We start from the raw sequence: 26,911 nt of genomic DNA on the forward strand, positions 1-26,911 counted from the left end.
TGTACGTGGTGGCCAAAGTGCGAGGCTTGCGGTGCGGCTTCGTGCCCGCAATAAGGCGAAGCAGCCGCCCAGATGGACTGGAGCGGCATGAACACCAACAGGAAGATCAACAGCAAGCGGCACATGGACGGCCGGATTCTAGGGACGTTTGTAGAACCCCTACAAACACAGCGAATCGCCCGGACCGATTCAAAGGACTTTGGAGGATGGAAGGCCTACAGGCCGCACCACCTGCGGGGACGAGGGCAACATCCGCTCCCTTGCCCCCTGCGGCATCAAGTAGCAACTGCCTCGGGCTGCGCAGCCTGCGCCTTGGCGCCTTCAGCCACCACGGGCATGCGGATCAGGTGATCGAACGCGCTCAGCGCTGCCTTGGAGCCCTCGCCCGCTGCAATCACGATCTGCTTGAACGGCACCGTGGTGCAGTCGCCCGCCGCAAACACGCCGGGGATGTTGGTGCGGCCGTGGGCATCGACAATGATTTCGCCGAAGCGCGACAGCTCCACCGTACCCTTGAGCCATTCGGTGTTGGGCACCAGGCCGATCTGCACGAACACGCCTTCGAGCTGCACGGTGTGCTCCACGTTCGTGGCACGGTCCTTGTACTTGACGCCGTTCACCTTGCCGTCAGCACCGGTGATTTCGGTGGTCTGCGCGTTGGTGTGGATGGTCACGTTGGGCAGGCTCTTGAGCTTGTTCACCAGCACGGCGTCGGCCTTGAGCTGGTCGGCAAATTCGATGAGCGTGACGTGGGCCACGACGCCAGCGAGGTCAATCGCGGCTTCGACACCACTGTTGCCGCCGCCGATGACCGACACGCGCTTGCCCTTGAACAGCGGCCCGTCGCAGTGCGGGCAGTAGGCCACACCCTTGTTCTTGTACTCGGCCTCGCCGGGCACGTTCACATTGCGCCAGCGGGCGCCGGTGGACAGGATCACCGTCTTGGCCTTGAGCGAGCCGCCGTTGGCCAGCTGCACTTCGATCAGGCCGCCGGGCTGCGCAGCGGGGATGAGCTTGTCGGCGCGCTGCAGGTTCATGATGTCCACGCCATAGGCACGGGTGTGGGCTTCAAGCGCGGCGGCGAACTTGGGGCCGTCGGTTTCCAGCACCGAGATGTAGTTCTCAATGGCCAGCGTGTCATTCACCTGGCCGCCAAAGCGCTCAGCAGCCACGCCGGTGCGGATGCCCTTGCGGGCGGCGTACACGGCGGCTGCGGCACCTGCGGGGCCACCGCCGACGATGAGCACGTCGTACGGGTCCTTGGCGCTGAGCTTGGCGGCTTCGCGGGCGGCAGAGCCGGTGTCGAGCTTGGCAACGATTTCTTCGATGGTCATGCGGCCGGAGCCGAACACCTGGCCATTGAGGAACACCATGGGCACGGCCATGATTTCGCGCTCGGTCACTTCCTGCTGGAAGGCGCCGCCTTCGATGACGGTGGTCTTGATCTTCGGGTTGACGACGGCCATGAGCGACAGTGCCTGCACCACGTCCGGGCAGTTGTGGCAGGTCAGGCTCATGTAGACCTCGAAGTTGAAGTCGCCGTCCAGGGCCTTGATGGAATCGATCACGTCCTGCTCGACCTTGGGCGGGTGGCCGCCCGTCCACAGCAGGGCGAGCACCAGGGAGGTGAATTCATGGCCCAGGGGCAGGCCTGCAAAGCGCAGGCTGTTGGTGGCGCCCACGCGCTGCAGGCTGAAAGATGGCTTGCGCGCATCGTTGCCGTCGGTGCGCAGGGTGATTTGGTCGCTGCGCAGGGATTGGATAGTCGTCAGCAGCTCGCGCATGTCGCGCGCAGTCTCGCTGTCGTCCAGGGAAGCCACCAGCTCAAACGGCTGCTGCACGCGCTCCAGGTAGGCGGCGAGTTGGGTCTTGAGTTGTTCGTCGAGCATGGTGGTGTCCTTTGAAATTCGAGTTGTGGTGTAAGAACCTGTTCAAGATCTTTTCGGGGTCGCACAAGTACCTTGTCGGGATGGGATGCAAGGCGCGGTGCGCAGTGGATAGCCTAGCTATCCACAAGCGCTGCAACGCCGCAGACCGCCCGGCAAGGCCCTTGCCCGCAGGGTTGGCGTGAAATCGGGCGATTGGACGCCCCGGCTGCTTGCATGGGCACGTGCCCATGCGGCGCATCCGAAGCATCCACTCATCCCGATTGCACTCCAATGCGATCCCCGAAAAGATCTTGAACAGGTTCTAAGGTTGATGCCAAAAGGGCTGCAGTTCAAGCCTGCTCGTCAACGTCCGGGCGTAAAAAAGCCGGACGGCATGGCGCGATGGCGCCATGACGCTGTCCGGCTTTGGGGGAGCCGTGGATTAGATCTTGCCGACCAGGTCCAGCGAAGGCGTCAGGGTCTTGGCGCCTTCCTTCCACTTGGCGGGGCAGACTTGGCCAGGGTTGGCGGCGGTGAACTGGGCAGCCTTCAGCTTGCGCAGGGTTTCCGACACGTCGCGGGCGATTTCGTTGGAGTGGATTTCCATCGTCTTGATCACGCCATCGGGGTTGATCACGAACGTGCCGCGCAGAGCCAGGCCTTCTTCAGGGATGTGCACGCCGAAGGCGTTGGTCAGCTGGTGCGTTGGGTCGCCGACCAGGGGGAACTTGGCCTTGCCGACGGCGTCGGAGGTTTCGTGCCAAACCTTGTGCGAGAAGTGGGTATCGGTCGTCACGATGTAGACCTCGGCACCGGCCTTCTGGAACTCAGCGTAGTTGTCGGCAGCGTCTTCGATTTCGGTGGGGCAGTTGAAGGTGAACGCTGCGGGCATGAAGATCAGCACGGACCACTTGCCCTTGAGGGACTGCTCGGTCACTTCGATGAATTCACCCTTACCGCCACGGTTGACGAAGGCGGTGGTCTTGAAGGGCTGAACTTGCGTATTGATCAGGGACATTGCTGTTTCCTTAGTGGTTGGTTGACTGAACAGGACTGAAGTTTAGGCAATTCCAAGCCATCAATCCAATTAATTGATTGCATTGAATCAATTGCTAATTACTATACAACGCCCACTGTGGCCTCCCCATGACAACCCTGATGGGCCACGGGGAACACAGCCTGTGAACGCGAACGCCTCTCAGCATCACACGCAGCCCGCACGCCATAGCAGGGGCTTGCCTTGCGCTGCTTGATGCGGGTCACGACAATCAGCGCCGAATTCACACATTACAAGGAGTCCCCATGAAAGGTGACGCACAGGTCATTGGCCATCTGCAGGCCCAGCTCAAGAACGAACTCACGGCCATCAACCAGTACTTTCTGCACTACCGCATGCTCAAGCACTGGGGCTTCGATAAGTTGGCCAAGAAGGAGTATTCGGAATCCATCGGCGAGATGAAACATGCCGACTGGCTGATGGACCGCATCTTCACGCTGGACGGCCTGCCCAACCTGCAGGACCTGGCCAAGATCCAAGTGGGCGAAGACGTGCCGGAGATCCTGGCCTGCGACCTGCGCGCCGAGCAGGGCGCCCAAGCCACCATCAAGGAGGGCATTGCCCACTGCGAAAGCGTGCGTGACTATGTATCGCGCGACCTCTTGCAAAAGATCCTGGACGACACTGAAGAGCACATCGACTTCCTCGAAACCCAGATCGACCTGATCGGCAAAGTGGGCCTGCAAAATTACCTGCAGTCGCAGATGGGCGAGATCGAGTGAGCCAATGAGTGACTAAGGGGTACCCCGACATGGGCCCCCTCTGACCTCCCAACGGGCCTCGGCCCGTTTTTTTCGCCTGCGCTGCCGCGAACTGCGCACACTCTGTTGCAACTGCACATCAAATCTCGCAATTTTTTATTAGTTAATGCGAATGATTTTCAACCACATTAAAATAGTGGCCGATCATCCCCTGCCGCATCCTGCGCACTGACTCGCGTTGCAGTGCGCATGAGCAGACAAGCGCCTGCTCCCGCAGGGCGATGACTTCACCTGGAAGCCAGCCAGCCGGTGACCCGCATCACCGGCAACAGCCAGCGTTTGGTTTGTTTACCCATCCAACGACTGGAGCCCTTGCCCATGCTGCGCAGCCCTGCCCGCCTCCACCCCTTGGAGGCGCTGTCACCCCCTGATCGCCCAGTCGCTGCGCCGATGGTCTGGCAGCCATGAAGACCACTCGCGTCGATGGACGCTACCGGCTGGCCATCACCTCGCGTGCCGTAGCCGCAGTGGGGGGAGGCTATGCGCTGGCCGCAGGTTTCACCGCGGCGCTGTCGCTGCTGCTAGCGCAGTGCATGCCACGGGTGGAAGCCGTGCTCACGGCCACCATGTTGTCGTGGGTGGTGTACGCCATGGCCGCAGGCTGGGCTTTTTATGCGCGCACTACCTGGGGTGCGTGGGGCGGCACGCTGCTGCCCGCAATGGTGCTGGGCGCATGCGCCACGGCACCTCAATGGATGAGGGCCGCCGCATGACCCGCATTACGGCCCCTGCATGCCCGCCAGTCGATCGGGCATCTGCAAGCACCGCTTCTGAACAAGCCCGCAAAGCCAAACCACCCAAGGCGCCCAAGGCGCCCAACGACCGCGAGGGCGTTCGCCAGGCCATGTCGTGGCTGCACACCTGGGCGGGGCTGATCCTGGGCTGGCTGCTGTTTGCGATCTTCCTCACCGGCACGCTGTCGTTCTTCAAGAACGAGTTCAACCTATGGATGCGGCCCGAGATGCATGGCCTGCAGCCGGTGGAGGCCGCCCCCCCCCAGGTGGCGCAAACGGCGCAGAGGGCCCTGGACGCGCTGGTGCGCAAGGTGCCCAAAGTCACGCAGTGGATCATGCACCTGCCCGACGACCGCGACCCTGCCGTCAACGTCCTGTGGCGCGACACGGGCAACGGCCGCTTCGAAACGTTGCGCATGCACCCGCAGACCGGCGAGGCCATCGACACCCGCCAGACCATGGGCGGCGACTTCTTCTACCGCTTTCACTTCGAGTTGCGCACCGCGCAAAAGGGCCGCTGGACGCGTGAAGGCCGCTGGGTGGTGGGCGTGGCCACCATGATGATGTTTGTGGCGCTGATCTCGGGCGTGATCACGCACCGCCGCATCTTCAAGGACTTCTTCACCTTCCGCCCCACCAAGGGCGGGCAGCGCGCCTGGCTGGACGCGCACAACGTCACCGGCGTGCTGGTGCTGCCTTTCTATCTGATGATCACCTTCAGCGGGCTGATGATCTTCCACACGCTGTACATGCCTGCGGGCATTGCCACGGCCTACCAGGGTGAGAAAGGCGTGGACTCCAACGCGTACTTTGCCGACCTGCAGGGCGAGAAGGCCGAAAGCCGCCCCCGGCGCGGCCCCGGCGACAAGGTGGAGCCCCTGCCCGCCATCGCCCTGCCGCCCATCCTGGCCGAGGCCCGCACCCGCTGGGACGGCGGGCGCATTGGCAGCGTGCAGGCACGCCGCGACGCCAAGGGCCGCGCGGTGGTCGAAGTCACCCGCCACGAGGGCGACCGCCTGCAGTACCGCCCGCCGCGCCTGCTGTTTGACGCCACCACCGGCCAGTGGCTGGACCAGGCCGACGCCGCCGGCCCCGCCGTCAAGACCTACGGCGTGCTGTATGGCCTGCACATGGCGCGGTTTGCCGATGTGGGCATGCGCTGGGCGCTGTTTGGATTTGGGCTGCTGGGCAGCCTGATGATTGCGACCGGCATGGTGCTGTGGTCGGTCAAGCGCAGCGCCAAGTCGCAGATGCAGGCCAGCCGCAAAGGGGCTGCCAACGCAGCCGATACCGCAATACCCAAGGCGCCATTTGGCGAGCGCCTGGTGGCGGCCATCAACATCGCCACGCTGGCGGGCCTACCGCTGGCCTGTGGCGTGTACATCGCCTCCAACCGCCTGGTCCCGCTGAACTTGGAGGGCCGGGCCGATGTGGAGCTGGCCTGGTTCTTCAGCGCCTGGGGCCTGACCTTGCTGTGGGCGCTGGCCTGCGCCGTGGTGCGGCCCAGCCGCGTGGGCTGGTCGGTGCCGCTGGGCGCTGCGGGGCTGGTGTGGGCGCTGCTGCCGGTCATCAATGCCCTGACCACCCGCACCCACCTCGGCATCACGCTGCCTGCAGGCGAGTGGGTGTGGGCCAGCATGGACCTGGCCTTCGTGGCCACCGGGCTGCTGCTGGGCTGGCTGTCGTGGCGCCTGCGCCCGGGCCGTTTGCTCCGGGGCACCACCACAGCGGCCAAGGCGCCCCGCGCGGCCCCAGCGGCAGCCTTGCCCGCTGCGCCCGATGTGTCTGTTTCAACGTCGGGGGCCTGAGCACCATGTCCGCTTTTCTGCTGTGTTTTGCGGCCTGGTCGGCCATTGCGCTGGGCATGGACCGCCACCACGAAGACGCTACAGGCCGCGAAGGTGCGGCCCGCCGTCTGCAACAGCTGCGCAGGACCGGATGGCTGCTGCTGTTGCTGTCGCTGTGGCTGGCCGCACACCCCGCCGATGGTGTGCCTGCCTCGCTGGGCGTGACCGCATGGACGGTGGCCCTGTCAGTGGCCGCTGTGGCCGTGACGGCCGCCGTGACCTGGCAGCCCCGGCGCACACCGCTGCTGGCAGGGACGGCCCTGGTGGCCGGCCTCGGCGCCTGGGCCTGGGGGGGGTAAAGGCGAGGGATGCAGCGGCCCTGCGGGCTCGTCGCTCCTTCTGATCCACCGCCCTGCTCAGCTTCCTTTTCTCCCGCTCTCCGCACCCCTCCCAGCGACGGCCCCAAAGGCCCGCGCCAGGCCCGGTGCCTGCGGAGCCGTTTTCCACCGCGTTGCGCACACACCAAGGACAACCCATGCACGCATCTCAACACCGCTCACTCCACCGTTCCTTCCGCCACCCCCAGGCCCTGCACCCGCTGGTTGCAGCGATGCTGGCCGCCTTCTGCGGCACCGCGCTGGCGCAAACCCCAGCGCCAGCCGCCCCCACCCAGACACTGGGCGAGGTCACCGTGCAATCCACCAGCGACGATGACGGCTATTCGCCCGCCGCCAGCACATCGGCCACCAAGGGCAGCGCGCCGCTGCGTGACGTGCCCCAGGCCGTGAACGTGGTGCCCGAACAGCTCCTGCGCGACCAGGGCGCGCGCTCGATGGAAGACGCGCTGCGCAACGTGCCCGGCGTGGCCATGAGCCATGGCGACGGCCAACGCGACCAGGTGGTGATACGCGGCTTCACCGCCATTGCCGACCAGTTTGTGGACGGCGTGCGCGACGACGCGCTGTACTTCCGCGACCTGGCCGACATCGAGCGCGTGGAAGTGCTCAAGGGCCCGGCCGCGGTGCTGTACGGACGCGGGTCATCGGGTGGGCTCATCAACCGCGTGACCCAGAAACCCAAGTTTGGCGAGACCACCGGCGAGGCATCGCTGGGCCTGGGCAATTTCGACTACCGCCGCGCCACGGCCGACGTGAACGTGGGCATCAGCGACACCGCAGCCTTACGCATCAATGCCGCCGTAGAAGACTCCGGCAGCTACCGCGATCAGCAATTCGTCAAGCGCCACAACTTCGCGCCCTCGCTCGCGCTCAAGCTCGCCGCGCAGACCGACCTGCTGCTGCAGTACACCAACGCACGCGACAAGCGCCTCACGGACTTCGGTATCCCCGCGCTGAATGGTCGCCCAGTCAATGTGCCCGCCAGCACCTACTACGGCTCCAGCAACGCGGCGCAGGACGACACCACCACCAGCACCATGCAGTCGTTCGCGGCCACACTCAACCACCGTTTCAACGACGACTGGTCGGTGCGCAACGTCACGCGCCTGTACGACTACACGCTGGACCGCTACAACACCCTGCCCGGCGGCACCACCAACCCCGTGGACATGACCGTGGGCCGCACGCGCTCGTTCATCCTGCGCGACGAAAAAGGCTTCTTCAACCAGACGGATGTGACTTGGCGCAACCAGCTCGGCGGCTTCAAGCAAGAGTGGCTGATGGGCGTGGAACTGGGCCAGCAGAAGAAGCGCGCCGAGTCCGTCTCGGGCGGCGCGGACCGCGTGCCCATTCTCAACCCCGGCAACCGCCCCGCCCCGGCCATCCCGGCCGCCAGCTACAACGCCGACAGCGCCATCCCCAGCCACACTACGCAGGACACCGCCGCGCTGTACTGGCAAAACCAGATCACGCTCGCGCCCCAATGGAAGGCGCTGGTGGGCGCACGCTACGACGTGTTCGGGCAAGAAACCACGTTCGACCGCAAGCTGAGCACACTGTCGCGCACCGACAAGAAGTTCAGCCCCCGCGCGGGCCTGGTGTGGCAGCCCAGCGATACCGTGTCGTACTACGTGTCGTACAGCAAGTCGTTCCAGCCCTCGGCCGAGACCTTTGCGCTCGCCGCCAACACCACCGGCGCCGAGCCCGAGATCACCGAGAACAAGGAAATCGGCGTTAAGCTCGACCTGCTCGATGGCCGCATGAACGTGACCGGCGCGCTCTTCAACCTGGAGCGCACCAACATCAAGAACACCGACCCGACCAACCCCTCGCGCCAGATCAACGTGGGCACCCAGCGCACCAACGGGCTGGAACTGACCGCCAACGGCCGCCTGCCCGGCCGCTGGGACGTGAGCGCAGGCTACGCCTGGCTGGACGGCCGCATGACGAAATCACTGGCCACCACCACCTCCACCCAGTTACCCACCGCTGCCATCGCGGCCCAGGGCAAGGTGCCCGCGCTCACGCCTCGCAACTCCGCCTTCCTCTGGGCCATGAAGGACCTGGGCCACGGCCTGCGCGTGGGCGGCGGCGTGAACCACGTGGGCGCGCGCTTCACCTCGCTGACCAACCTGGTCACCCTGCCCGGCTACACCACGGTGGACGCCGCCCTGCAGTACTTGCTGGGCCAGTGGGATGTGGATGTGAACATCAAGAACCTGGCCAACCGCAAGTACTACGTGTCGGCCCACGGGAGCAACGACAACCTGATCCTGCCCGGCTCGCCGCGTGCGGTGCAGGTGACGTTGCGGACGCGGTTCTGAGGCCCAAGTGAACGGCGGAAGTGAGCCAAGGGCCCCAGTTTCAAAGGAATGTGGCCTCTTCCGCCGGATGCCCAAAACCGGTGCTCCATCGGCCGCAACCGCGTGCTGGAACAGGGCGTGGCTGTCATCAACCCCCACTGCGGGCTCTTGCGGCGAACCCGCTGGGCATCACGGAGGTGTCACGCCCATCTTGTGCACCTTGAAGCTTTCATCCAGGTAGACCGATGACCCCGTCATGCCATAGCCTTCGCAGACGAACCCATTCAAAGGAAGCACACCCGGACCACCAACGATCCGGCCTCGGGCCTCCTTGTACTTCTTGCCAGCACGCCGCGAATCAATGGTGGCGTTGGTAAGGTAGTTGAGGCTCACGCGGTGGGAGGCATTGCTGGAATAGTCTTCGTCGTCCTGCTGCTCGCCGATGTGTTCCAGGTCTTTGATCTTGGCGTTGTAGCGGAACTGCAGCGTGAAGCCCGAGAACCGGGCGGCGTCTGCGTAGTAGACCGCTTGAACGAACAATGAATGGTTCTTGATGTCCAGGTTGTAGAACTTGCTGGGGTGGCAGAACTCGCCGGACGTTGAGAGCACCTGATAGCTGCCATCCGCCCTCCCGGTCAGGACAAGCAACCGCTCCTCTCGCTGGCCTTCTCCTTTGTGCTTTGTCAGCAACAGGGCCAGGTCGGGGATGCCATCGCCGTTCAAGTCGCCTTCTGCAGTGGTCCAGACAAAATCGGGATGCCGAAACTCGGGGGGTATTGCAAGCCGTGCCTTTTGCCCCGCAGAGGTGCTTTCGTCTGTGGCGCGCACGTTGCCTGTGCACAAAATGGCCACCACAGCGAGCCATGGCAAGGCCGTCCGGTACAAAGCCCCCACGCCTCTCGCAGATGCGTGCGCAACGGGCTGAACGGCGCCGAATATCGTGGACACGGAACTCTCCTGAAAGCGGCTCGCAGCCGGGGGAATGAAGCCCATGCAAGGGTCGCAAACGCGGGTGTGAATGTCTGCAAAACCAGCACGCTGGGGCGACGGCACTATAGCCTGCAGGCGCCCACCCCGCCCTGCGCCCCACCCCCCGCGTGCGCAATGCTTCCCTCCTTCACAGTGTCCGATCGGGAGCAGGCCGCAGCGATTTCGCAACATCCTTACCCCCACACACCATCACGAATACAAACAATTCCCATTTGCAATGTAAAATTGGGTTTCCGCCAGCCATAGCCCTTGCCGGGAGCCCTTTTCACAGGCCTCCCGGCTGCAGCCAGCACCCACCGTCTTCCGATGTTTCCGGGTCGTCTGGCTTGATGAATCACTTGTTCGCCCTTTCTGTTGCGACAGCGCGCCCTGTGCCTGGGGCGGCGCTGGCGGTGGTGCGACTGCCCGACGGCCCTTGCCACACCGCCCCCACGCCATGCTGAGCCCCACCGCCCTGCGCCGCTGGAGCTGGACCCACAAGTGGTCCAGCCTGGTGTGCACCGTCTTCATGCTGCTGCTGTGCATCACAGGCCTGCCGCTGATCTTTCACCACGAAATTGGCCACCTACTCGGCACCGAGGTCGAGGCGCCCGCCATGCCCGCCAACACGCCGCGCGCCAGCCTCGACCAGGTGCTGGCCACGGCAAAAGCGCTGCACCCGGACCGGGTGGTGCAGTTCGCATCACACGCCGAGGACGATGACAACGTGTGGTTCGTCACGCTCACGCCCACCCCGGCGCCCACCGATGACTTCCGCTCGGTGGCGGTGGACGCGCGCACGGCGCAGGTGCTGGCGCAGCCCCGGTTTGACGAGGGCTTCATGTACGTGATGTTCAAGCTGCACGTGGACCTGTTCGCAGGGCTGCCGGGCAAGCTGTTTCTGGGCTTCATGGGCTTGCTGCTGCTGGTGGCCATCGTCACCGGGGTAGTGTTGTATGCGCCGTTCATGCGCAAGCTGGCGTTTGGCGAGGTGCGGCGCGATCGGTCCACGCGGGTGAAGTGGCTCGACCTGCACAACCTGCTGGGCATCGTCACCCTGGTGTGGGCGTTTGTCGTGGGCGGCACGGGCATGATCAATACGTGGGCCGACCTGCTCATCAAGTACTGGCAGCACGACCAGCTCTCTGTGCTGCTCAAGCCGTATGAGGGCCAGCCCATCGTGCCCGTGGCCGAGCGCGGGCCGCTGCAGCAGGCGCTGGAGGCAGCGCAGGCCCAGGCGCCAGGCACCAAGCTGTCGTTCATTGCGTTCCCGGGCACGGCGTTTTCCAGCCCGCACCACAACACGTTCTTCCTGCGCGGCAATGAGCCGCTCACCTCCAGGCTGCTCCAGCCGGTGCTGGTGGATGCGCGCACCGCGCAGGTCACCGCGTCGCCCCAGCTGCCGTGGTACCTGACCGCGCTGCTGGTGTCGCAGCCGCTGCACTTTGGCGACTACGGCGGCATGCCGATGAAGATCCTGTGGGCGCTGCTCGACATTGCCACCATCGTGGTGCTGGGCAGCGGGCTGTATCTGTGGCTGCGCAAGGGCGTGCAGGCCGCAAGCCCCGCAACACCCACCGCAGGCAGCGCCACGGGCGGTTTTGCAGGCAGCGCTTTGCCCGCATCGGGCGCCGCGCGCACCACCGAGGGCACCGCATGAAAAAGCGCCGCCCTTTCTGGACCCTGTGGGGCGGGCCCATCGTGATGGGTGTGCTCACCACCACCGGCTTGATCACCGCACTGGTGTCCGACACCTGGGGCGACTGGTGGTCGTGGGTGGGGCTGGGCATCCCCGTCGCGGTGATGGGCTGGTACGGCCGGCCGCGCGCACCAAGGCCGACGCCCCCAGCGCAGAGCCCGCGCTCAGGCGTGGAGCGGTAAGCGGTTACTGGCGGCCGACATGACGCCCTCATGACGGCCGCTGAAGCGGTGCTCATGGCCCCCGTCTGCGCTGTCGCCCGGTGTGAGCCGGGCGCTGCAACGTTCAGATCAAAAAGCCACCCAGCGCTCATCCATCAAGCGCAGGCAGCTATCAAAAAGTGAGCTTCACTGCACCCACCCTTGCGGTGGTGCAGCGGGCTGCGCGCTGCGTTTGGAGCAGCGCTCCGGAATCCCAAACCAAAGAGAGGAAATATCCATGTCCATGTCTTGCGTTCCCACCTCCCCACGCCCTTGGCTGGCTGCCGTGCTGGCCATTGCCGGCGTATCTGCCCTGGCCCCTGCCCACGCCCACCAGGTGTGGCTGGAGAACGCCGGGGGCCAAGCGCGCCTGCACTTTGGCGAGTTCAACGACAACCTGCGCGAGACATCGCCTGGCCGGCTCGACCAGTTCAAGGGCGTGCCCCTGCTGGAACAACAACGCACCGGCGCCCCGGCGCAGCGCGTGGACGGCCAACTGGGCAAGGATGCCTTCGTCTACGCCACCACCGGCACCCCAGACACGCTGTTTGCAACGCCTACCTACCCCGTGATCGACCGCAGCAAGCGCAACCTGCCCGCGATGTACTGGCAGCCCGCCGCCCGCTGGGTGGCCAGCCTGGCCAAGCCCGTGACCCCCACCGCAGCGCTGGACCTGGTGCCCACCGGTAAGCCCGGTGAGCTGAAGGTGGTCTACCAGGGCGCCCCCTTGCCCAAGGCCAAGGTGCAGTTGGCTGCACCCTCGGGCTGGGCGCGCGAGGCCGAGGCGGGTGAAGACGGCACGGTGACGTTTGTCACCCCCTGGAAGGGCCAGTACGTGGCCGAGGTAAAGCACAGCGACAAGACGCCGGGCGAGGCGCACGGCGTGCCGTACGGCGAAGCCAGCTACGTGACGACGCTGAGCTTCGTGCTGGCCGAGGGCATGCCCTCGCCGTCGTTGCCGCCAGCGGCCACACCCGCACCCGCTGGTCGCTGATCAGCGCCCATTTCAAGCAATTCAAGCAAAACCGGCCGCTTGCGCTAGTCGAACATGCCCAAGCAGCTATTGAACTTATAGCAAACCATGCCTCCTTTTCCATCCCGTTCGCGCGCATGCCGTACGCCGCGCACCGCCGTCGCACAGGCCGCCTTGTTGGTGCTGTGCAGTGCCGCTGCCCACGCGCAGACCACCACCGTCCCGTCGCCCACTGCCGAGGCCACACTCGCCCCGGTCACCGTGTCTTCGGGCGCGGAGCAAGAGAACCCGACGGCCCCTGTCACCGGCTTTGTGGCCCAGCGTGCGCTCAGCGCCACCAAGACCGACACGCCACTGATCGAAACCCCGCAAGCCATCAGCGTGGTCACCCGCGACCAGATGGAGGCGCAGGGCGTGCAGACGCTGCGGCAGGTGACGGCGTACACCGCAGGCGCGGTGTCCAACTACTTTGACAGCCGCGTGGACAGCTTCAAGGCACGCAGTGGCGATGTCTCGCAATACCAGGACGGCCTGCTGCGCACCTATGGCACCTATAACACCAGCCGGCCAGACCCCTACACGCTGGAGCGCGTGGAGTTTCTGCGCGGCCCCACCTCCGTGCTGTACGGCCAGGGCAGCGTGGGCGGCGTGCTCAACCTCACCAGCAAGCGCCCGCAGGCCGACACCCTGCGCGAGGTGCAGGTGCAACTGGGCAACAACTTACGCAAGCAGATCGCGGCCGACCTGACGGGCGCGCTCGACCAGGACGGCCAGTGGCTCTATCGCCTGGTAGCCGTGGGCCGCGACAGCGGCACGCAGGTGGACCATGTGGACGACAACCGCGTGGTGTTTGCGCCATCGCTCACCTGGAAGCCCAATGCAGACACGTCGCTCACGCTGCAGGCGCTGCACCAGAAGGACCAAAGCGGCTCGCTCATCGGATTCTTCCCGTGGCAAGGCACGCAGCTGCCCAGCCAGTACGGCCAGATTCCGCGCAACACCTTCATCAGCGAGCCGGGCTGGGACGCGTACGACACCCGCAACAATTCGTGGGGCTACCTGTTCAGTCACCGCCTGAACAGCGACTGGACGGTGCGCCAGAACCTGCGGCGCACCGTGAGTGAGGTGGACTATCGCACCATCTACACCAGCTTCACCGCCAACGCCGCCACGGGCCGCCCTGCGCGCCCGGTGTTCAACAGCGACAACCGCACGCTGGTACGCGACGCGGTGTGGAACCTCAACACCGGCCGCATGCTGCTCATCGACACGCAGCTCGAAGGCAAGCTGCAGGCGGGCAGCACCGCACACACACTGCTGGCCGGCCTGGACGTGCAGCGCAACCACACCGGCCAGCAGGCCTGGCGCGCAGTGGCGTCGTCCATCGACGTGTACAACCCGGTGTACGGCAACTTCACGCCGCCCACGGCGGCACAGCTGGTGCGCCAGCCCAGCGTGGTGCAAAAGCAGCTGGGCTTCTACGCGCAAGACCAGATCCAATGGGGCCGCTGGACGGCCACGCTGGGCCTGCGCCATGACAGCGCCCAGACCGATACCGAGGGCCGCCCCGCCGCTGCCGTGGACGACAAGGCCTGGACCAAACGCGCGGGCGTGACGTACCAGATGGACGGCGGCTGGGCACCGTATGTGGGCTATTCCGAATCGTTCCAGCCTCTGGGCGGGCTTGACGCATACGGCACCCCTTACAAGCCCCAGCGCGGTGAACAGTGGGAGGCGGGTGTGAAGTGGCAGCCGCCGGGCCAGGGCATCAGCGCGTTTGCCGCTATGTACACCCTGCGCGAAAAGAACCGCAAGACCACCGACCCCAGCAACCCGCTCAACAGCCTGCAGATCGGCGAAGTGAAGGTCAACGGCTTCGAGGCCGAAGTGCAGGCCAGCCTGGCGCGCCAGTGGGACTTCACCCTGGCCTACGCCTTCACCGACGCCCAGATCAGCCGCAGCAACGCGGGCGACCAGGGCCAGGCCGTGGCCGGCGTGCCCCGGCACACCGCATCGGCCTGGCTGAGCCACCGCTTTGCAGCGCAGGGGCGTGGCGGCTGGGTGGTGGGCGCGGGCGTGCGCTACACCGGCTCACAGTGGACGGGCACCAGCGCCATCACCACCCCGGCGGCCACCCTGGCCGATGCCATGGTGGCCTACGACGCGGGCGACTGGCGCGTGGCCTTCAACGTGGTGAACCTGACTGACAAGGTGCACATCACCCAATGCCTGGCACGCGGCGACTGCTTTTACGGACAGGCGCGCACCTACACGCTGACCTCGACGTACCGGTTCTAGGTCCCGGTTCTAGGCGCCGGTTGGCGATCCCACAAGGGATAGTCAAGGGATCGCCGCCACGCCACACGCTGCCGTGCAGGGCCCGCACGGCGGCAGTGGCCTGTACGCAGTGCCACACCGGTGCCAGCCCGCGCGGGGCTTGCACCACATTCGCGACCTTCCAAGGGGCTCCAAGGGACTCAAAGGGGCGCCGGGCTCCACCCGAAGTTGGGTTCTGGCACGCCTTACCAGAACCATGTTGCGCCGCAACGACATTTGGATGACAAAAAGGTGTTTACCCCGCTGGCGGCCAATCACGGCGGCCAGTAGCATCCCCCTCCGTTGCAAAGTGCAACGATCACATCACCACAGGCATCAAACTTGCTTGTTGCGGCGGCCCGAAGGCATCACCCCTGTGCGTTTTTGGCCGGTGATTATTTGTCGTCAAACAAAATTTGATTTAAGGAACCTCGCGAATGAAAACATTGAACCGCTGCGCCCTCGCCGCGCTGGCCCTGGTGGGTACGTCTGCTGCCTTTGCACAGAGCAGCGTCACCCTGTACGGCCGGGTCAACACGACCTTCGAACACCAAAAAGACGGCGATGTCTCCAAGACCGGTCTGTTCAACAACTCCTCCCGCTTCGGCTTCAAGGGCCAGGAAGACCTGGGCGGCGGCCTGATGGCTGGCTTCCAGCTGGAAAGCGGCTTTGACTCCAGCTCCGGCGCTTCCGACTCGCGCGGCATTTTTGCCCGCCAGAGCGAAGTGAACCTGTCCGGCGGGTTCGGCATGGTGCGCCTGGGCAACTTCACGTCCGAGTCGTACTACGCCACGGCCGACTTCATCAGCAACCACAACCACGACACCGGCTCGTCGGCTGACGCCCTGTACGCCTACCCCGCCCGTGACGTGAACAAGATCGCTTACCGCACCCCCAGCCTGGGCGGCGCAACGTTCGAAGCCGGCTGGGCCCAGCACGAGCAGCCCAGCGGCACCGGCGGCAAGAACAGCCTGGACCTGGCTGCCAACTACGAAATCGGCAAGCTGGGCCTGGGCGCTGGTTACTCCAAGCTGGGCGACCAGAACCAGTTCGCAGTGCGCGCTTCGTACTCCACCGGTCCTTTCGTGATGGGCGCCTACGTGCAACGCGACAAGAACGTGTTCATCGCCAACGGCGGCAACCGCACCAACCTGCGCCTGTCGGCCGCCTACATCATGGGTGTGTCCGAGTTCCACGTGAACGTGGGCCGTGCTGGCAACTACTCCAACGTGTCCAACAGCGCCGCCACCCAGTACACACTGGGCTACAACTACAACCTGAGCAAGCGCACCAAGATCTACACGTACTACACCCGCATCAACAACAGCCAGGCTGCCACCTACGGCGTGTCGGCTCCGGGTAACGACTTCAGCTCCTTCGCCGTGGGCGTGCGCCACAACTTCTGATAGCGCCCCACACGCTGCTGCCCTGACTGGTGGGAGGGCAGACACACAGCCAATTACCCCGCACTCCTTTTTTTTGGGAGTGCGGGGTTTTTTATGCCTGCTACCGGTTGGAAAAGGCACACAGCCCTTGGGCGGACGCGGCGCCGACCACCCAACCCGGCGCCCCCCACAGGGCCGTTCAGCCACTGCAAACCCAGCCCCGCCCACAGGCTTTTGCAGCGGCCGATACTCTGCGCCACACAGGCCCGGCAATGGCTGCCTGGCTGTGAAACGGGGAGCACAGGACCATGCCAACACCGCGCCACGCAGTCATCGCCACCCTGGCGTTCTGGGCCCTGGCCGCATCTGCCCAGACCCCAGCGCCCGTGGTGCTGGACGACCTGCACGGCCTGCGCATCGACAAGACCGAAGTCACCATCGCCCAGTTTGCGCGCTACGCGCGGGCCACCGGCACCACCACCCGTGCCGAGCGCGAAGGCGGCGGTTTTGAATACGTGGGCGGCTGGCAGCGCCGCGCGGGCTGGACCTGGCAGCGCCCCGACGGCTCACCGCCCGACACCGACCAGTTGCCCGCCGTGCACCTCACCCACACCGAGGCCCAGGCGTACTGCCAATGGGCCGGCGGCCGCCTGCCCACCGCCGCCGAGTGGCGCACCGCCGGCTTTACCGAGCTGCGCAGCCAACCACCCACGCCCTGGGTGCGTGGCACCACCTACCCCTGGACCACGGGCCACAGCCCGCAGGGCGCCAACACCAGCGACCCCGACCCCTGGCCCCGCGCCGCGCCCGTCAACGCCACTGTGGCCGGAGTGAACGGCCTGCACGACATGGGCGCCAATGTGTGGGAATGGGCGGCCGATGCGCGTGGCGACGAGCGGCGCACGATGGGCGGATCCTGGTGGTATCCCGCCTCGCAAATGCGCGCGGATGTCGAGGCCTGGAAGCCTGCGGACTTCTATGCGGTGTACATCGGCTTTCGCTGCGTGTACGACCCGGTGAAACAGCGCTGAGAACCCGTACTGTGCGGGTGCGAACTCAGTGCCCGCCGAACCTCGCTACCTGCCGCAACCCGCCCGTAAGGCCCCACAGCGATACGCACCAGCCGTCACACCCCTCAGACACCACAAGGCCCGGCAGGTCGTTGCCGTCGATGTCCACGTAGCTGTCGGGCTTGCCGGGCACCTCGCCCATGTAGGCATAGCCGCTACTGCCACGCACAAAAACATGGTGCCGCTGGGCTCCGTAAAAAGCGTCCGGGTCGCGCACCACCCTGCCAGGCACCACCACGGTGGTGCGTGCGCCCTGGGGCTGCTGAATCGTGCGTGCAGCACCCCATTGGAGCTGGCGGCGCAGCGCGCCAAACCGGCGGTCGTCCGACTGCACGAACGACTGCAGTGCGCCAAGCTGCTCGGCGTCGGGTTTGGCAACCAGCCACTGGGGCGTGCGCGGCGGCGTGAGGGCGAAGAGCCGGTACTGCGGGTTGTCTGTCCGGGGCCTGGGCCCCTGCACGGTCAGGGCTGCGGCGTAGGGTTCTTCCTGCCCGGCAGACTTCGGCGGCAGTTCTGCCTTGCACTGGAATCGGGTGCCTGATTGCATCGCAAATACCGGCGTACCGGCATTGCAGTGCCGCACCAGTTGCTGCAGGTGCGCTGGGTTCTCAAAGTGTGCCCACACCGGGCCATCGTCAGGCGACAGCCAGGCAAAGAACAGCCCGGGACGCTGGCTGGAGCTCTCCTTCTCCTCGCCCGCCCAGGCAAGGGGCACGCAGGCCAGCGCAACGATGAGGGCTAGGCATGGCCGGGGCAGCATGGGCAGGGCACTCCTGAAATGGGGGACGGTGGGTAGCTGCCACCTTTGGTGGCCGCAGGTCTTCAACGCCCCGCCATTGTGCCGCCCCGTGCAATCTTCCAAAAGCAAAAAGGCCCCCGATGCCCATGGCACCGGGGGCCTGTGATCAACGCGCTCAGAACCTGCTCAAAAGCGCGATGGTCACCCTCATACGTTCATGATCGACACCAGGCGCGTGTTCAGGTGCGCCTCGATGGCCTCGGGGCCACCCTCGGAGCCATAGCCCGAATCCTTCAGGCCGCCAAAGGGCAGCTCGGCCGCAGGGGCGGCGGCCTGGTTGATCCAGAGCATGCCCACTTCCAGGCGCTGGGCCAGCAGGTGCGCGTTCTTCAGCGACGAGGTGAACGCATAACCCGCCAGGCCAAACGGCAGGCGGTTGGCTTCGGCTATGGCGTCTTCAATCTTCTCAAACCCGCGAATCGCGGCCACGGGGCCAAAGGGCTCTTCGTTCACGATGCGGGCCGACAGGGGCACGTCGTTCAGCACGGTGGGCTGGAAGAAGTTGCCTTCGTTGCCGATGCGCTCGCCGCCGGTCAGCACCTTGGCGCCCTGCTGCACCGCATCGGCCAGCAAGTCGGCCATGGCGGTGATGCGGCGCGGATTGGCCAGCGGGCCCATCTGCGTGCCAGCCGTGAGGCCGTCGCCGACCTTCAGGCCCTGGGCATATTTGGCGAACGCGGCGGCAAAGTCGGCGCGGATGCTTTCGTGCACCAGGTAGCGCGTGGGCGAGATGCAGACCTGGCCCGCATTGCGGAACTTGGCGCCGCTGCCGATCTTGATGGCCAGCTCCAGGTCGGCGTCTTCCGCGACGATGACCGGTGCGTGGCCGCCCAGTTCCATCGTCACGCGCTTCATGTGCTTGCCCGCCAGCGCGGCCAGCTGCTTGCCCACGGGCGTGGAACCCGTGAACGTGACCTTGCGGATGATGGGGTGCGGAATCAGGTAGTTGGAGATTTCCGCCGGGTCGCCATAGACCAGGCCCACGGTGCCTGCGGGCACGCCGGCATCGGCAAACGCGCGGATCAGCTCGGCGGGGCTGGCGGGGGTTTCTTCGGGTGCCTTGACCAGGATGGAGCAGCCGGCGCCCAGCGCGGCGGCCAGTTTGCGCACCACCTGGTTGATGGGGAAGTTCCACGGCGTGAACGCAGCCACGGGGCCCACCGGGTCCTTCAGCACCATCTGCGTGGCCTTGAGGTTGCGCGACGGCACGATGCGGCCGTACACACGCAGCGACTCGTCGGCAAACCATTCGATGATGTCGGCGGACGCCATGGTCTCGACCTTGGCTTCGGCCAGGGGCTTGCCCTGCTCTTGCACCATGATGGCGGCGATGGCCTCGGCGCGCTCGCGCATCAGTGCAGCGGCGCGGCGCATGGTCTTGGCGCGCTCGGCAGCAGGCATGTCGCGCCAGACTTCAAAGCCCTTTTGTGCGGCGTCCAGCGCGCGGTCCAGGTCCACCTTGGTGGCATGGGCCACACGGCCGATTTCTTTGCCCGTGGCGGGGTTGAACACGGCAAGGGTCTTGCCTTCGGCGGCGTCTTGCCACTGGCCTGCGATGAAGAGCTGAGTGTTGGGATAGGTCATGAGCGTTGGTTGGTCAGCCAATGTGGTGAAAAAATCAAAAAAACGACTATACGCCTGCGATGATGGCTGTGTATTTCAAGGAGATTGCATGCGAGAAGTAGTCCAAAGCCTCGAAGAGTCGCGCATCCGCGAAGTGGCCAACGAAGGCCTGGGGCGCAGCGACGTGCTGAAGTTCTGGTTTGGCGAGAGCGACGAGGTGACGCCCGATTTCATCCGCGACGCGGCCATTGCGTCGCTGCAAAAGGGCGAAACCTTTTACGCCCACAACCTGGGCCTACCCGAGCTGCGCCACGCCATTGCGGGCTACATGCACGGCCTGCACCCGCAGCAGCACACCGATGCGTGGTTTGACCGCATCGCAGTCACATCGGGCGGCGTGAACGGCCTGATGGTGGCCGTGCAGGCGCTGGTGGACGCGGGTGACGAGGTGGTGCTGGTGACGCCCGTGTGGCCCAACCTGGTGGCGCAGCCGCGCATTCTGGGCGCACAGGTGCGCACCATGCCCCTGGTGGCCGACGCGCACGGCGCGTGGCGGCTGGACATGGATGCGCTGCTCGGTGCCATCACGCCCGGCACGCGCCTCTTGGTCGTCAACGCGCCCAACAACCCCACAGGCTGGACGCTGACGCGCGAGGAACAAGCCACCATCCTGGCGCACTGCCGCCGCACGGGCACGTGGATTCTGGCGGACGAGGTGTACGAGCGCCTGTATTACGCGGGCGACACGGCCAATGGCGCGGCACCCAGCTTTCTGGACGTGGCCGAGCCCGAGGACCGGCTGATCGTGACACACAGCTTTTCCAAGAGTTTTCTGATGACCGGCTGGCGCCTGGGCTGGCTGGTGCTGCCGCCGTCGCTGACGCATGCGGTCGGCAAGCTGATCGAGTTCAACACCTCGTGCGCGCCGGTGTTTGTGCAGCGCGGGGCGACGGTGGCGCTGCAGCGCACGGATGAGGTGACACCTGCGCTGGTGAACCATCTGCGCAACTGCCGGGACACGCTGGTGCCGCTGCTGGCCGATGTGCCGGGGGTGTCGGTAGCTACGCCGCGTGGGGGGATGTATGCGTTTTTCCGCATCGACGGGCATGACGACTGTCTGACGCTGGCCAAGCGGCTGGTGCGGGAGGCGGGGTTGGGGTTGGCGCCGGGCAGTGCGTTTGGGGGGGAGGCGTCGGGGTGGTTGCGGTGGTGTTTTGCGAGTCGGGATGTGGGGAGGCTGGAAGAAGGGGTGGGGAGGTTGAGGGGGTGGTTGAAGGGGTGAGCTGAGGTTTTTGAGCTTTTTTGGCCGCAAGCGCCAGTGGGATAATCGCTGGTAGCTATTGATTTTGTAGTGTTTTCTTGGGGGCGCTGAGCTGGCCGCATGCCTGGATTGAGGGCGGAGGCCGGGAGTCGCCCGGCATGCGAGTCCCTTTCTTTCGCGTCGCCGAAAGAAAGGAACCAAAGAAAGGGCGACCCCACTGTCTGCGTCCCCTGCGCTCCGCTCCGGGGCAACCTGCGGTGCTCGGGTTTGGCGGGGTCTCGCTCGAACTCGCTCCGTTTCACTTCGCTCAGACAATCGCGAGCCCTGATCCGCCAAACTCTGCGCTCCTCGGCGCATCCAGAGGGGCAAGGGGGGCAGAACAGCCACACAGGCCTTTGCTTCGCTCGGCCAATCCTCGCGGGCGCAAGCGCCACGCGCTGCGCGGGCCAAGCCGAGCGCAGCAATGGCCCGAATAGATGTTGGCTGTTCGGCTGCCCCACCCCTGCTGGCTGCGCCTGCGGCGGGGCGGTTGCGGGGTGAGCATGGGCGTCGAAGCGCCCATGCTTCGTACTCTGACTCGCCGTGGCTGTCCGAGCGGCGCGCGCAGCGCAAAGCGAGTTCCACGGCGCACCCCGCAACCGACACGACGCAGGTTTGCCCCTTCGCCACGCGAAGGGGTCGCAGACTGGGGGTCGCCTTTCTTTTGGGTACTTTTCTTTGGCGAAGCAAAGAAAAGTACCTCGCCCGCCGGGGCGACTCCCGGCCTCCGCCCTCGACACAAGCATGCGTGTGGAACTAGCACGCCAAAGCTTCGAGAAGCTCAGACAGAACGGATTCGCTAGAACAAGGGACTATAAAAACGATAGCTGCTAGCGTTTTATAGATGAGCACCAGCAGCCAAAATCATCCAAAAACTACTGCGACACAACAGCCATCTTCACCGCAGGCTGATCCCCCCACCCTCCCCCAAGCGCCCGAATCAACCCCACCGTCGCCACATACTGCGCCGTCCGCACCTGCAGCTCCTGCCGCCGATTGCGCAACTCGCTGCGCCGCGCGTCCAGCAACTCCAACTGGCTCACCAGCCCATTGCGATACCGCACATCCGACAACTGCGTGGCCCGCCGCGCGGCCGTCACCGCCCGCCCCTGCGCCTCGGCCTGGCCGGACAGCAGGCGCAGCGAGGTCAGCTGATCCTCCACGTCACGAAACGCGTTCAGCACCTGCCCCCGGTGGTCCGCCAGCGCGGCCTCCAGGCGGGCCTTGGCGCCCTCGATCTGCGCATCGCGCTGGCCGCCGTCAAAGATCGGCAGCGACAGCAGCGCGCTCACGCCCCAGGCACGGGCGGACCACTTGAACAGATCGCCCAGCTCGGGCGACGCATGCCCCGCATTGCCGGTGAGCGTGACCGCCGGGAACCACGCCTTCTGCGCCACGCCCACGCGGGCTTGCGCGGCCAGCACGGCAGTTTGTGCAGCCGACACATCGGGTCGGCGCGCCAGCACCGTGCCGGGCACGCCGGGGGGAATCACCGGTAACGCGGCATCGCCCGTGGCGGGCGGCAGCACAAAGCCGCTGGCCACCTCGCCCGCCAGCACGGCCAGCGCGTTGGTCAGCAAGGCCTGCTGGCGCTGCAGGGCCAGGGCATCGGACTCGGTAGCGGCCACCTCGGCTTGCACACGGGCCACGTCCAGCTCGGCCACGTCGCCTGCCTGCAGGCGGCGCTGCGTGAGGCGCAGCGTGTCCTGGTACGCGGCCAGGCTCTCTTGCACCAGCACCTGCTCGGCTTGCACGGCGCGCAGCTGCAGATAGGTTTGCGCCACGTCAGCCTGCACCATGAGGCGCGTGCTTTGCAGCAGGGCTTCGCGCGCGTCGGCGTCCAGCCGCGCGGCGTCGCTGGTTTGCGAGAGGCGGCCGAACAGGTCCAGCTCGTACGAGGCATTGAGCCCCGCCGTACCCAGCGTGGCGGGTGCTGCGCTGCCGGTGGTGGCAGCGCCCGCCTGGCGCGTTACACCGGCCGATGCGCCCACTTGCACCGAGCGCGCGGCGTCGGCAGAGCGCAGCAGCGTGCGCGCCTCGGCCAGCCGCGCTGCGGCCTGCTGGATGCTGGTGTTGGCCGTGCCCGCGCGCTGCACCAGATCGGCCAGCACCGGGTCTTGAAAGCCCAACCACCACTCGCCGCGCGGCTGCGCCTCGGCGGGGGCGGCCACCGTCCAGGGGGCGGTGGGCAGTGCATCGCCCCCCGCCGTGAAGCTGGCGGGCACAGGCACGCCCGCATGCGGCGCGGGGGCCACGGGCTGGGTCATGCAACCGGCCAGCACCAGGGCGGCGGCCAGGGGCGCCAGCAGGCTGCGCTTGCGCACTGCGAGGGCTCCATCGGTGGAGTTTTTCTTCAATAACAAATCGGTCATGGTTGTTCTCCTGCCCCAGCCAATGCACCCGCTGCACCCGGCAGCGTAGACATCGTGGAGCGAGCATTCAGGGCCACAAAGGTCGTTGTGGTCGTGGGCATCATTCGTGCTCCTTGCGGGGCGCAGCCAGCACCGGCTGACCCATGCCACCACCGTGGGGCGCCTGCGAGATAGGCGCCACATGCGCGCCATGCTCCACCAGCGGGCGATTACCCGCCAGCTTGCGCAGCAGCACATAGAACACGGGCGTGAGGAACAGGCCGAAGGCCGTCACCCCGATCATCCCGGCGAACACCGCCACGCCCATGGCGCTGCGCATCTCAGCGCCCGCGCCGGTGGACAGCACCAGGGGCAGCACGCCCATCACGAAGGCCAGCGAGGTCATCAGGATGGGGCGCAGCCGCAGGCGGCTGGCCTCGATGGCGGCCTGCACGGGGGTGCGCCCGGCAAACTCCAGCTCGCGCGCAAACTCCACGATCAGGATCGCGTTCTTGGCCGACAGCCCCACCAGCACGATGAGCCCGATCTGCGTGAACACGTTGTTGTCGCCGTTGCTCAGCCACACGCCGGTCATGGCCGCCAGGATGCCCATGGGCACGATCAGGATGATGGCGATGGGCAGCGTCAGGCTTTCGTACTGCGCGGCCAGCACCAGGAACACCAGCAGGATGGCCAGCGGGAACACCAGCACGGCGGAGTTACCGGCCAGGATCTCCTGGTAGGTCAGCTCGGTCCATTCAAACGTGATGCCCTGGGGCAGCGTCTCCTTGGCGATGCGCTCGATGGCTGCCTGCGCCTGGCCCGATGAATAGCCGGGCGCGGGGCCGCCATTCACGTCCGCCGCCAGGTAGCCGTTGTAGCGCATGGCGCGCTCAGGGCCGAAGCTCGGCTCCATCTTCATCAGCGCCGACAGCGGCACCATCTCGCCGGTGGCAGAGCGCACCTTCAGCAGGCCCACGTCCTCGGCCCGCGCACGGTAGGCGGCATCGGCCTGCACACGCACGCTGTAGGTACGGCCAAACTGGTTGAAGTCGTTGGCGTAGAGGCTGCCCAGGTAGATCTGCAGCGTGTCGAAGATGTCCGTCACGGGCACGCCCAGCTGGCGCGCCTTGGTGCGGTCGATGTTGGCGTACAGCTGCGGCACGTTGACCTGCCAGCTGGTGAACAGGCCCGCCAGCTCGGGCGTCTGGTAGGCCTTGCCCATGAAGGCCTTCACCGCATTGTCCATGGCTTCGTAGCCCAGCGATGCGCGGTCTTCGATCTGCAGCTTGAAGCCGCCCGTGGTGCCCAGGCCCGCCACTGGGGGTGGCGGGAACATGGCGATGAACGCGTCCTGGATGCTGCCGAACGCCTGGTTCAGCTGGCCCGCCACGGCGCCGCCGCTCTGGTCAGCGCGGGTGCGCTCGGCAAAAGGCTTGAGCGTGGCGAACACGATGCCAGAGTTGGAGCTGTTGGTGAAGCCGTTGATCGACAGGCCGGGGAAGGCAATCGCATCCTCGACGTTCGGGTTCTCCTTCATGATCTCGCCCATGCGGCGGATCACGTTCTCGGTGCGGTCCAGCGTGGCGCCATCCGGCAGCTGCGCAAAGCCGATCAGGTACTGCTTGTCCTGCGCGGGCACAAAGCCGCCGGGCACGATCTTGAACAGGCCCATGGTGGCACCCACCAGCGCGAGGTAGATCACGAACATCAACGCCTTGCGGCCGATGACGCGCTTGACGCCGCCGCTGTACGCCTCGGAGCCACGATGGAACAGGCGGTTGAAGCCACGGAACAAGCCACCAAACACCTTGTCCATGCCGCGCGTGAGCGCGTCCTTGGGCTCGTCGTGGCCCTTGAGCAGCAGCGCGCTCAGCGCGGGCGACAGGGTCAGCGAGTTGATGGCCGAGATCACGGTGGAGATCGCGATAGTCACCGCGAACTGGCGGTAGAACTGGCCCGTGAGCCCGCTGATGAAGGCCAGTGGCACGAACACCGCCACCAGCACCAGCGCAATGGCGATGATGGGGCCGGACACTTCACGCATGGCGCGGTAGGTGGCCTCGCGCGGGGTCAGGCCCGCCTCGATGTTGCGCTCCACGTTCTCCACCACCACGATGGCGTCGTCCACCACGATGCCGATGGCCAGCACCAGGCCGAAGAGCGAAAGCGCATTGATCGAAAAGCCCAGCAGGTGCAGCACGGCAAACGTACCCACGACCGACACCGGCACGGCCAGCAGCGGGATGATGGAGGCGCGCCAGGTCTGCAGGAACAAAATCACCACCAGCACCACGAGGGCGATGGCTTCGAGCAGCGTGTGGATGACCGACTGGATCGAGGCACGCACGAACTGTGTGGGGTCGTACGCAATGCGGTACTCCACGCCTTCGGGCATGTTCTTCTGGATCTCGTCCATGGTCTTGCGCACGTTGGACGAGATGTCCAGCGCGTTAGAGCCCGGCGCCTGGAACACGCCCATGCCCACGGCAGGGTCGTTGTTGAGCAGCGAGCGCAGCGAGTAGTCGGCCGCGCCCAGCTCCAGGCGGGCGATGTCGCGCAGGCGCGTCACGGCGCCATCGGCACCGGTCTTGACGATGATGTCGCCGAACTCTTCTTCGGTCTGCAGGCGGCCCTGGGCGTTGATGGACAGCTGCAGGTCCACGCCGGGAAGGCCGGGCGATGCGCCCACCACGCCGGCGGCGGCCTGCACGTTCTGGCCACGGATGGCCGTGACCACATCGCTGGCCGAGAGGCCGCGCTGCGCGACCTTTTGCGGGTCGAGCCACACACGCATGGAGTAGTCGCCGCCGCCGAAGATCTGCACCTGGCCCACGCCCTGGATGCGCGCGAGGCGATCCTTCACGTTGAGCACGGCGTAGTTGCGCAGGTAGTCGATGTCGTAGCGGTTGTTGGGCGAGACCAGGTGGACCACCATGGTCAGGTCCGGCGCGCTCTTGACGGTGGTGACGCCAAGGCGGCGCACTTCCTCGGGCAGGCGCGGCTCGGCCTGCGAGACGCGGTTCTGCACCAGCTGCTGGGCCTTGTCAGGGTCGGTGCCCAGGGCAAAGGTCACCGTGAGCGTCATCACGCCGTCGGTGGTGGCCTGGCTGCCCATGTAGAGCATGCCTTCCACACCGTTGATGGATTCCTCCAGCGGCGTGGCCACGGTCTCGGCGATCACCTTGGGGTTGGCGCCCGGGTAATGGGCGCGCACCACCACGGAGGGCGGTGCGACTTCAGGGTATTCGGAGATGGGCAGACCGCGCAATGCGATGAGCCCCCCGAGGAAGATGAGCACCGACAGCACCCCGGCGAAGATGGGGCGGTCGATGAAAAAGCGGGACAGATTCATGGATGCAAATTCCTTGCGTCGCT

The 26,911-nt window shown here is 66.0% G+C and carries 19 protein-coding genes; 12 read left to right on the forward strand and 7 right to left on the reverse strand.

Going from position 1 to position 26,911, the window contains the following annotated elements; all coding sequences use genetic code 11:
* Positions 1–275: 275 nt before the first annotated feature.
* Positions 276–1,889, reverse strand: coding sequence for an alkyl hydroperoxide reductase subunit F (gene ahpF / locus DNK89_RS05300; RefSeq protein WP_110959252.1), 1,614 nt, complete (start codon positions 1,887–1,889; stop codon positions 276–278).
* Between the two features lie 421 nt (positions 1,890–2,310).
* The gene (ahpC, locus tag DNK89_RS05305; RefSeq protein WP_056061816.1) at positions 2,311–2,886 is read right to left on the reverse strand and encodes an alkyl hydroperoxide reductase subunit C; all 576 of its coding nucleotides are present in this window, start codon (positions 2,884–2,886) and stop codon (positions 2,311–2,313) included.
* 284 nt (positions 2,887–3,170) lie between these two features.
* On the opposite strand from ahpC, the gene bfr reads away from it, so the two are divergent.
* The 5 genes from bfr to DNK89_RS05330 all read left to right on the forward strand — a co-directional run bounded on the left by bfr (position 3,171) and on the right by DNK89_RS05330 (position 8,929).
* On the forward strand, positions 3,171–3,647 hold the full coding sequence (bfr, locus tag DNK89_RS05310) for a bacterioferritin (RefSeq protein WP_015013372.1): 477 nt from the start codon (positions 3,171–3,173) through the stop codon (positions 3,645–3,647).
* A 443-nt stretch (positions 3,648–4,090) separates the two neighbouring features.
* Positions 4,091–4,399, forward strand: a complete 309-nt coding sequence (locus DNK89_RS05315) for a DUF3649 domain-containing protein (protein WP_110959253.1) — start codon at positions 4,091–4,093, stop codon at positions 4,397–4,399.
* Positions 4,396–6,228 (forward strand): PepSY-associated TM helix domain-containing protein, encoded by a 1,833-nt coding sequence (locus DNK89_RS05320; RefSeq protein WP_110959254.1) that lies wholly within the window; start codon positions 4,396–4,398, stop codon positions 6,226–6,228. The genes DNK89_RS05315 and DNK89_RS05320 overlap by 4 nt, the downstream gene beginning before the upstream one ends.
* A gap of 5 nt (positions 6,229–6,233) precedes the next feature.
* The gene (locus tag DNK89_RS05325) at positions 6,234–6,566 is read left to right on the forward strand and encodes a DUF3325 domain-containing protein (RefSeq protein WP_110959255.1); all 333 of its coding nucleotides are present in this window, start codon (positions 6,234–6,236) and stop codon (positions 6,564–6,566) included.
* Positions 6,567–6,742: 176 nt separating this feature from the next.
* The gene (locus DNK89_RS05330; protein WP_110959256.1) at positions 6,743–8,929 is read left to right on the forward strand and encodes a TonB-dependent siderophore receptor; all 2,187 of its coding nucleotides are present in this window, start codon (positions 6,743–6,745) and stop codon (positions 8,927–8,929) included.
* Positions 8,930–9,097: 168 nt separating this feature from the next.
* On the opposite strand, the gene DNK89_RS05335 is transcribed toward DNK89_RS05330, so the two are convergent.
* Positions 9,098–9,901, reverse strand: a complete 804-nt coding sequence (locus DNK89_RS05335) for a hypothetical protein (RefSeq protein WP_153064242.1) — start codon at positions 9,899–9,901, stop codon at positions 9,098–9,100.
* Between the two features lie 433 nt (positions 9,902–10,334).
* On the opposite strand from DNK89_RS05335, the gene DNK89_RS05340 reads away from it, so the two are divergent.
* The 6 genes from DNK89_RS05340 (at position 10,335) to DNK89_RS05365 (ending at position 17,481) form a co-directional block, all read left to right on the forward strand.
* On the forward strand, positions 10,335–11,537 hold the full coding sequence (locus tag DNK89_RS05340) for a PepSY domain-containing protein (RefSeq protein ID WP_110959258.1): 1,203 nt from the start codon (positions 10,335–10,337) through the stop codon (positions 11,535–11,537).
* Positions 11,534–11,758, forward strand: coding sequence for a hypothetical protein (locus DNK89_RS05345; RefSeq protein ID WP_110959259.1), 225 nt, complete (start codon positions 11,534–11,536; stop codon positions 11,756–11,758). Before DNK89_RS05340 ends, DNK89_RS05345 begins: the two co-directional genes overlap by 4 nt.
* A gap of 256 nt (positions 11,759–12,014) precedes the next feature.
* Positions 12,015–12,770, forward strand: coding sequence for a TonB-dependent receptor (locus DNK89_RS05350; RefSeq protein WP_110959260.1), 756 nt, complete (start codon positions 12,015–12,017; stop codon positions 12,768–12,770).
* Between the two features lie 87 nt (positions 12,771–12,857).
* Complete coding sequence (locus DNK89_RS05355) at positions 12,858–15,047, forward strand: TonB-dependent siderophore receptor (protein WP_110959261.1); 2,190 nt, start codon at positions 12,858–12,860, stop codon at positions 15,045–15,047.
* 455 nt (positions 15,048–15,502) lie between these two features.
* Positions 15,503–16,471, forward strand: coding sequence for a porin (locus tag DNK89_RS05360; RefSeq protein ID WP_015013363.1), 969 nt, complete (start codon positions 15,503–15,505; stop codon positions 16,469–16,471).
* A 287-nt stretch (positions 16,472–16,758) separates the two neighbouring features.
* Entirely contained in the window at positions 16,759–17,481 is a 723-nt protein-coding gene (locus tag DNK89_RS05365) for a formylglycine-generating enzyme family protein (RefSeq protein ID WP_015013362.1), read from the forward strand.
* 25 nt (positions 17,482–17,506) lie between these two features.
* Here DNK89_RS05365 and DNK89_RS05370 read toward each other — a convergent pair whose 3' ends face one another.
* Both DNK89_RS05370 and DNK89_RS05375 read right to left on the reverse strand, forming a co-directional pair.
* Positions 17,507–18,280, reverse strand: a complete 774-nt coding sequence (locus DNK89_RS05370) for a hypothetical protein (protein ID WP_110959262.1) — start codon at positions 18,278–18,280, stop codon at positions 17,507–17,509.
* Positions 18,281–18,466: 186 nt separating this feature from the next.
* Complete coding sequence (locus tag DNK89_RS05375; protein WP_110959263.1) at positions 18,467–19,903, reverse strand: NAD-dependent succinate-semialdehyde dehydrogenase; 1,437 nt, start codon at positions 19,901–19,903, stop codon at positions 18,467–18,469.
* Between the two features lie 88 nt (positions 19,904–19,991).
* Here DNK89_RS05375 and DNK89_RS05380 point away from each other — a divergent pair, with 88 nt between their 5' ends.
* Entirely contained in the window at positions 19,992–21,164 is a 1,173-nt protein-coding gene (locus DNK89_RS05380; RefSeq protein ID WP_110959264.1) for a pyridoxal phosphate-dependent aminotransferase, read from the forward strand.
* An 893-nt stretch (positions 21,165–22,057) separates the two neighbouring features.
* Here the strand turns inward: DNK89_RS05380 and DNK89_RS05385 are convergent.
* Together DNK89_RS05385 and DNK89_RS05390 are read right to left on the reverse strand one after the other, a co-directional pair.
* Positions 22,058–23,554 (reverse strand): efflux transporter outer membrane subunit, encoded by a 1,497-nt coding sequence (locus tag DNK89_RS05385; protein ID WP_110959265.1) that lies wholly within the window; start codon positions 23,552–23,554, stop codon positions 22,058–22,060.
* A 100-nt stretch (positions 23,555–23,654) separates the two neighbouring features.
* The gene (locus DNK89_RS05390; protein ID WP_110959266.1) at positions 23,655–26,888 is read right to left on the reverse strand and encodes an efflux RND transporter permease subunit; all 3,234 of its coding nucleotides are present in this window, start codon (positions 26,886–26,888) and stop codon (positions 23,655–23,657) included.
* Positions 26,889–26,911: the final 23 nt, after the last annotated feature.

The organism is Acidovorax sp. ST3, assembly GCF_003231145.1.
Taxonomy (GTDB): Bacteria; Pseudomonadota; Gammaproteobacteria; order Burkholderiales; family Burkholderiaceae_C; genus Acidovorax.

What these genes read in the sequence shown, in the direction of transcription:
- DNK89_RS05325 (WP_110959255.1), top strand. Translation starts at nt 6,234, where the DNA reads ATGTCCGCTTTTCTGCTGTGTTTTGCGGCCTGGTCGGCCATTGCGCTG.
- DNK89_RS05335 (WP_153064242.1), bottom strand. Translation starts at nt 9,901, where the DNA reads ATGGGCTTCATTCCCCCGGCTGCGAGCCGCTTTCAGGAGAGTTCCGTG.
- DNK89_RS05320 (WP_110959254.1), top strand. Translation starts at nt 4,396, where the DNA reads ATGACCCGCATTACGGCCCCTGCATGCCCGCCAGTCGATCGGGCATCT.
- DNK89_RS05380 (WP_110959264.1), top strand. Translation starts at nt 19,992, where the DNA reads ATGCGAGAAGTAGTCCAAAGCCTCGAAGAGTCGCGCATCCGCGAAGTG.
- DNK89_RS05375 (WP_110959263.1), bottom strand. Translation starts at nt 19,903, where the DNA reads ATGACCTATCCCAACACTCAGCTCTTCATCGCAGGCCAGTGGCAAGAC.
- DNK89_RS05315 (WP_110959253.1), top strand. Translation starts at nt 4,091, where the DNA reads ATGAAGACCACTCGCGTCGATGGACGCTACCGGCTGGCCATCACCTCG.
- DNK89_RS05390 (WP_110959266.1), bottom strand. Translation starts at nt 26,888, where the DNA reads ATGAATCTGTCCCGCTTTTTCATCGACCGCCCCATCTTCGCCGGGGTG.
- DNK89_RS05370 (WP_110959262.1), bottom strand. Translation starts at nt 18,280, where the DNA reads ATGCTGCCCCGGCCATGCCTAGCCCTCATCGTTGCGCTGGCCTGCGTG.
- DNK89_RS05350 (WP_110959260.1), top strand. Translation starts at nt 12,015, where the DNA reads ATGTCCATGTCTTGCGTTCCCACCTCCCCACGCCCTTGGCTGGCTGCC.
- DNK89_RS05360 (WP_015013363.1), top strand. Translation starts at nt 15,503, where the DNA reads ATGAAAACATTGAACCGCTGCGCCCTCGCCGCGCTGGCCCTGGTGGGT.
- DNK89_RS05340 (WP_110959258.1), top strand. Translation starts at nt 10,335, where the DNA reads ATGCTGAGCCCCACCGCCCTGCGCCGCTGGAGCTGGACCCACAAGTGG.
- DNK89_RS05330 (WP_110959256.1), top strand. Translation starts at nt 6,743, where the DNA reads ATGCACGCATCTCAACACCGCTCACTCCACCGTTCCTTCCGCCACCCC.
- DNK89_RS05365 (WP_015013362.1), top strand. Translation starts at nt 16,759, where the DNA reads ATGCCAACACCGCGCCACGCAGTCATCGCCACCCTGGCGTTCTGGGCC.
- DNK89_RS05355 (WP_110959261.1), top strand. Translation starts at nt 12,858, where the DNA reads ATGCCTCCTTTTCCATCCCGTTCGCGCGCATGCCGTACGCCGCGCACC.
- bfr (WP_015013372.1), top strand. Translation starts at nt 3,171, where the DNA reads ATGAAAGGTGACGCACAGGTCATTGGCCATCTGCAGGCCCAGCTCAAG.
- ahpC (WP_056061816.1), bottom strand. Translation starts at nt 2,886, where the DNA reads ATGTCCCTGATCAATACGCAAGTTCAGCCCTTCAAGACCACCGCCTTC.
- DNK89_RS05345 (WP_110959259.1), top strand. Translation starts at nt 11,534, where the DNA reads ATGAAAAAGCGCCGCCCTTTCTGGACCCTGTGGGGCGGGCCCATCGTG.
- DNK89_RS05385 (WP_110959265.1), bottom strand. Translation starts at nt 23,554, where the DNA reads ATGACCGATTTGTTATTGAAGAAAAACTCCACCGATGGAGCCCTCGCA.
- ahpF (WP_110959252.1), bottom strand. Translation starts at nt 1,889, where the DNA reads ATGCTCGACGAACAACTCAAGACCCAACTCGCCGCCTACCTGGAGCGC.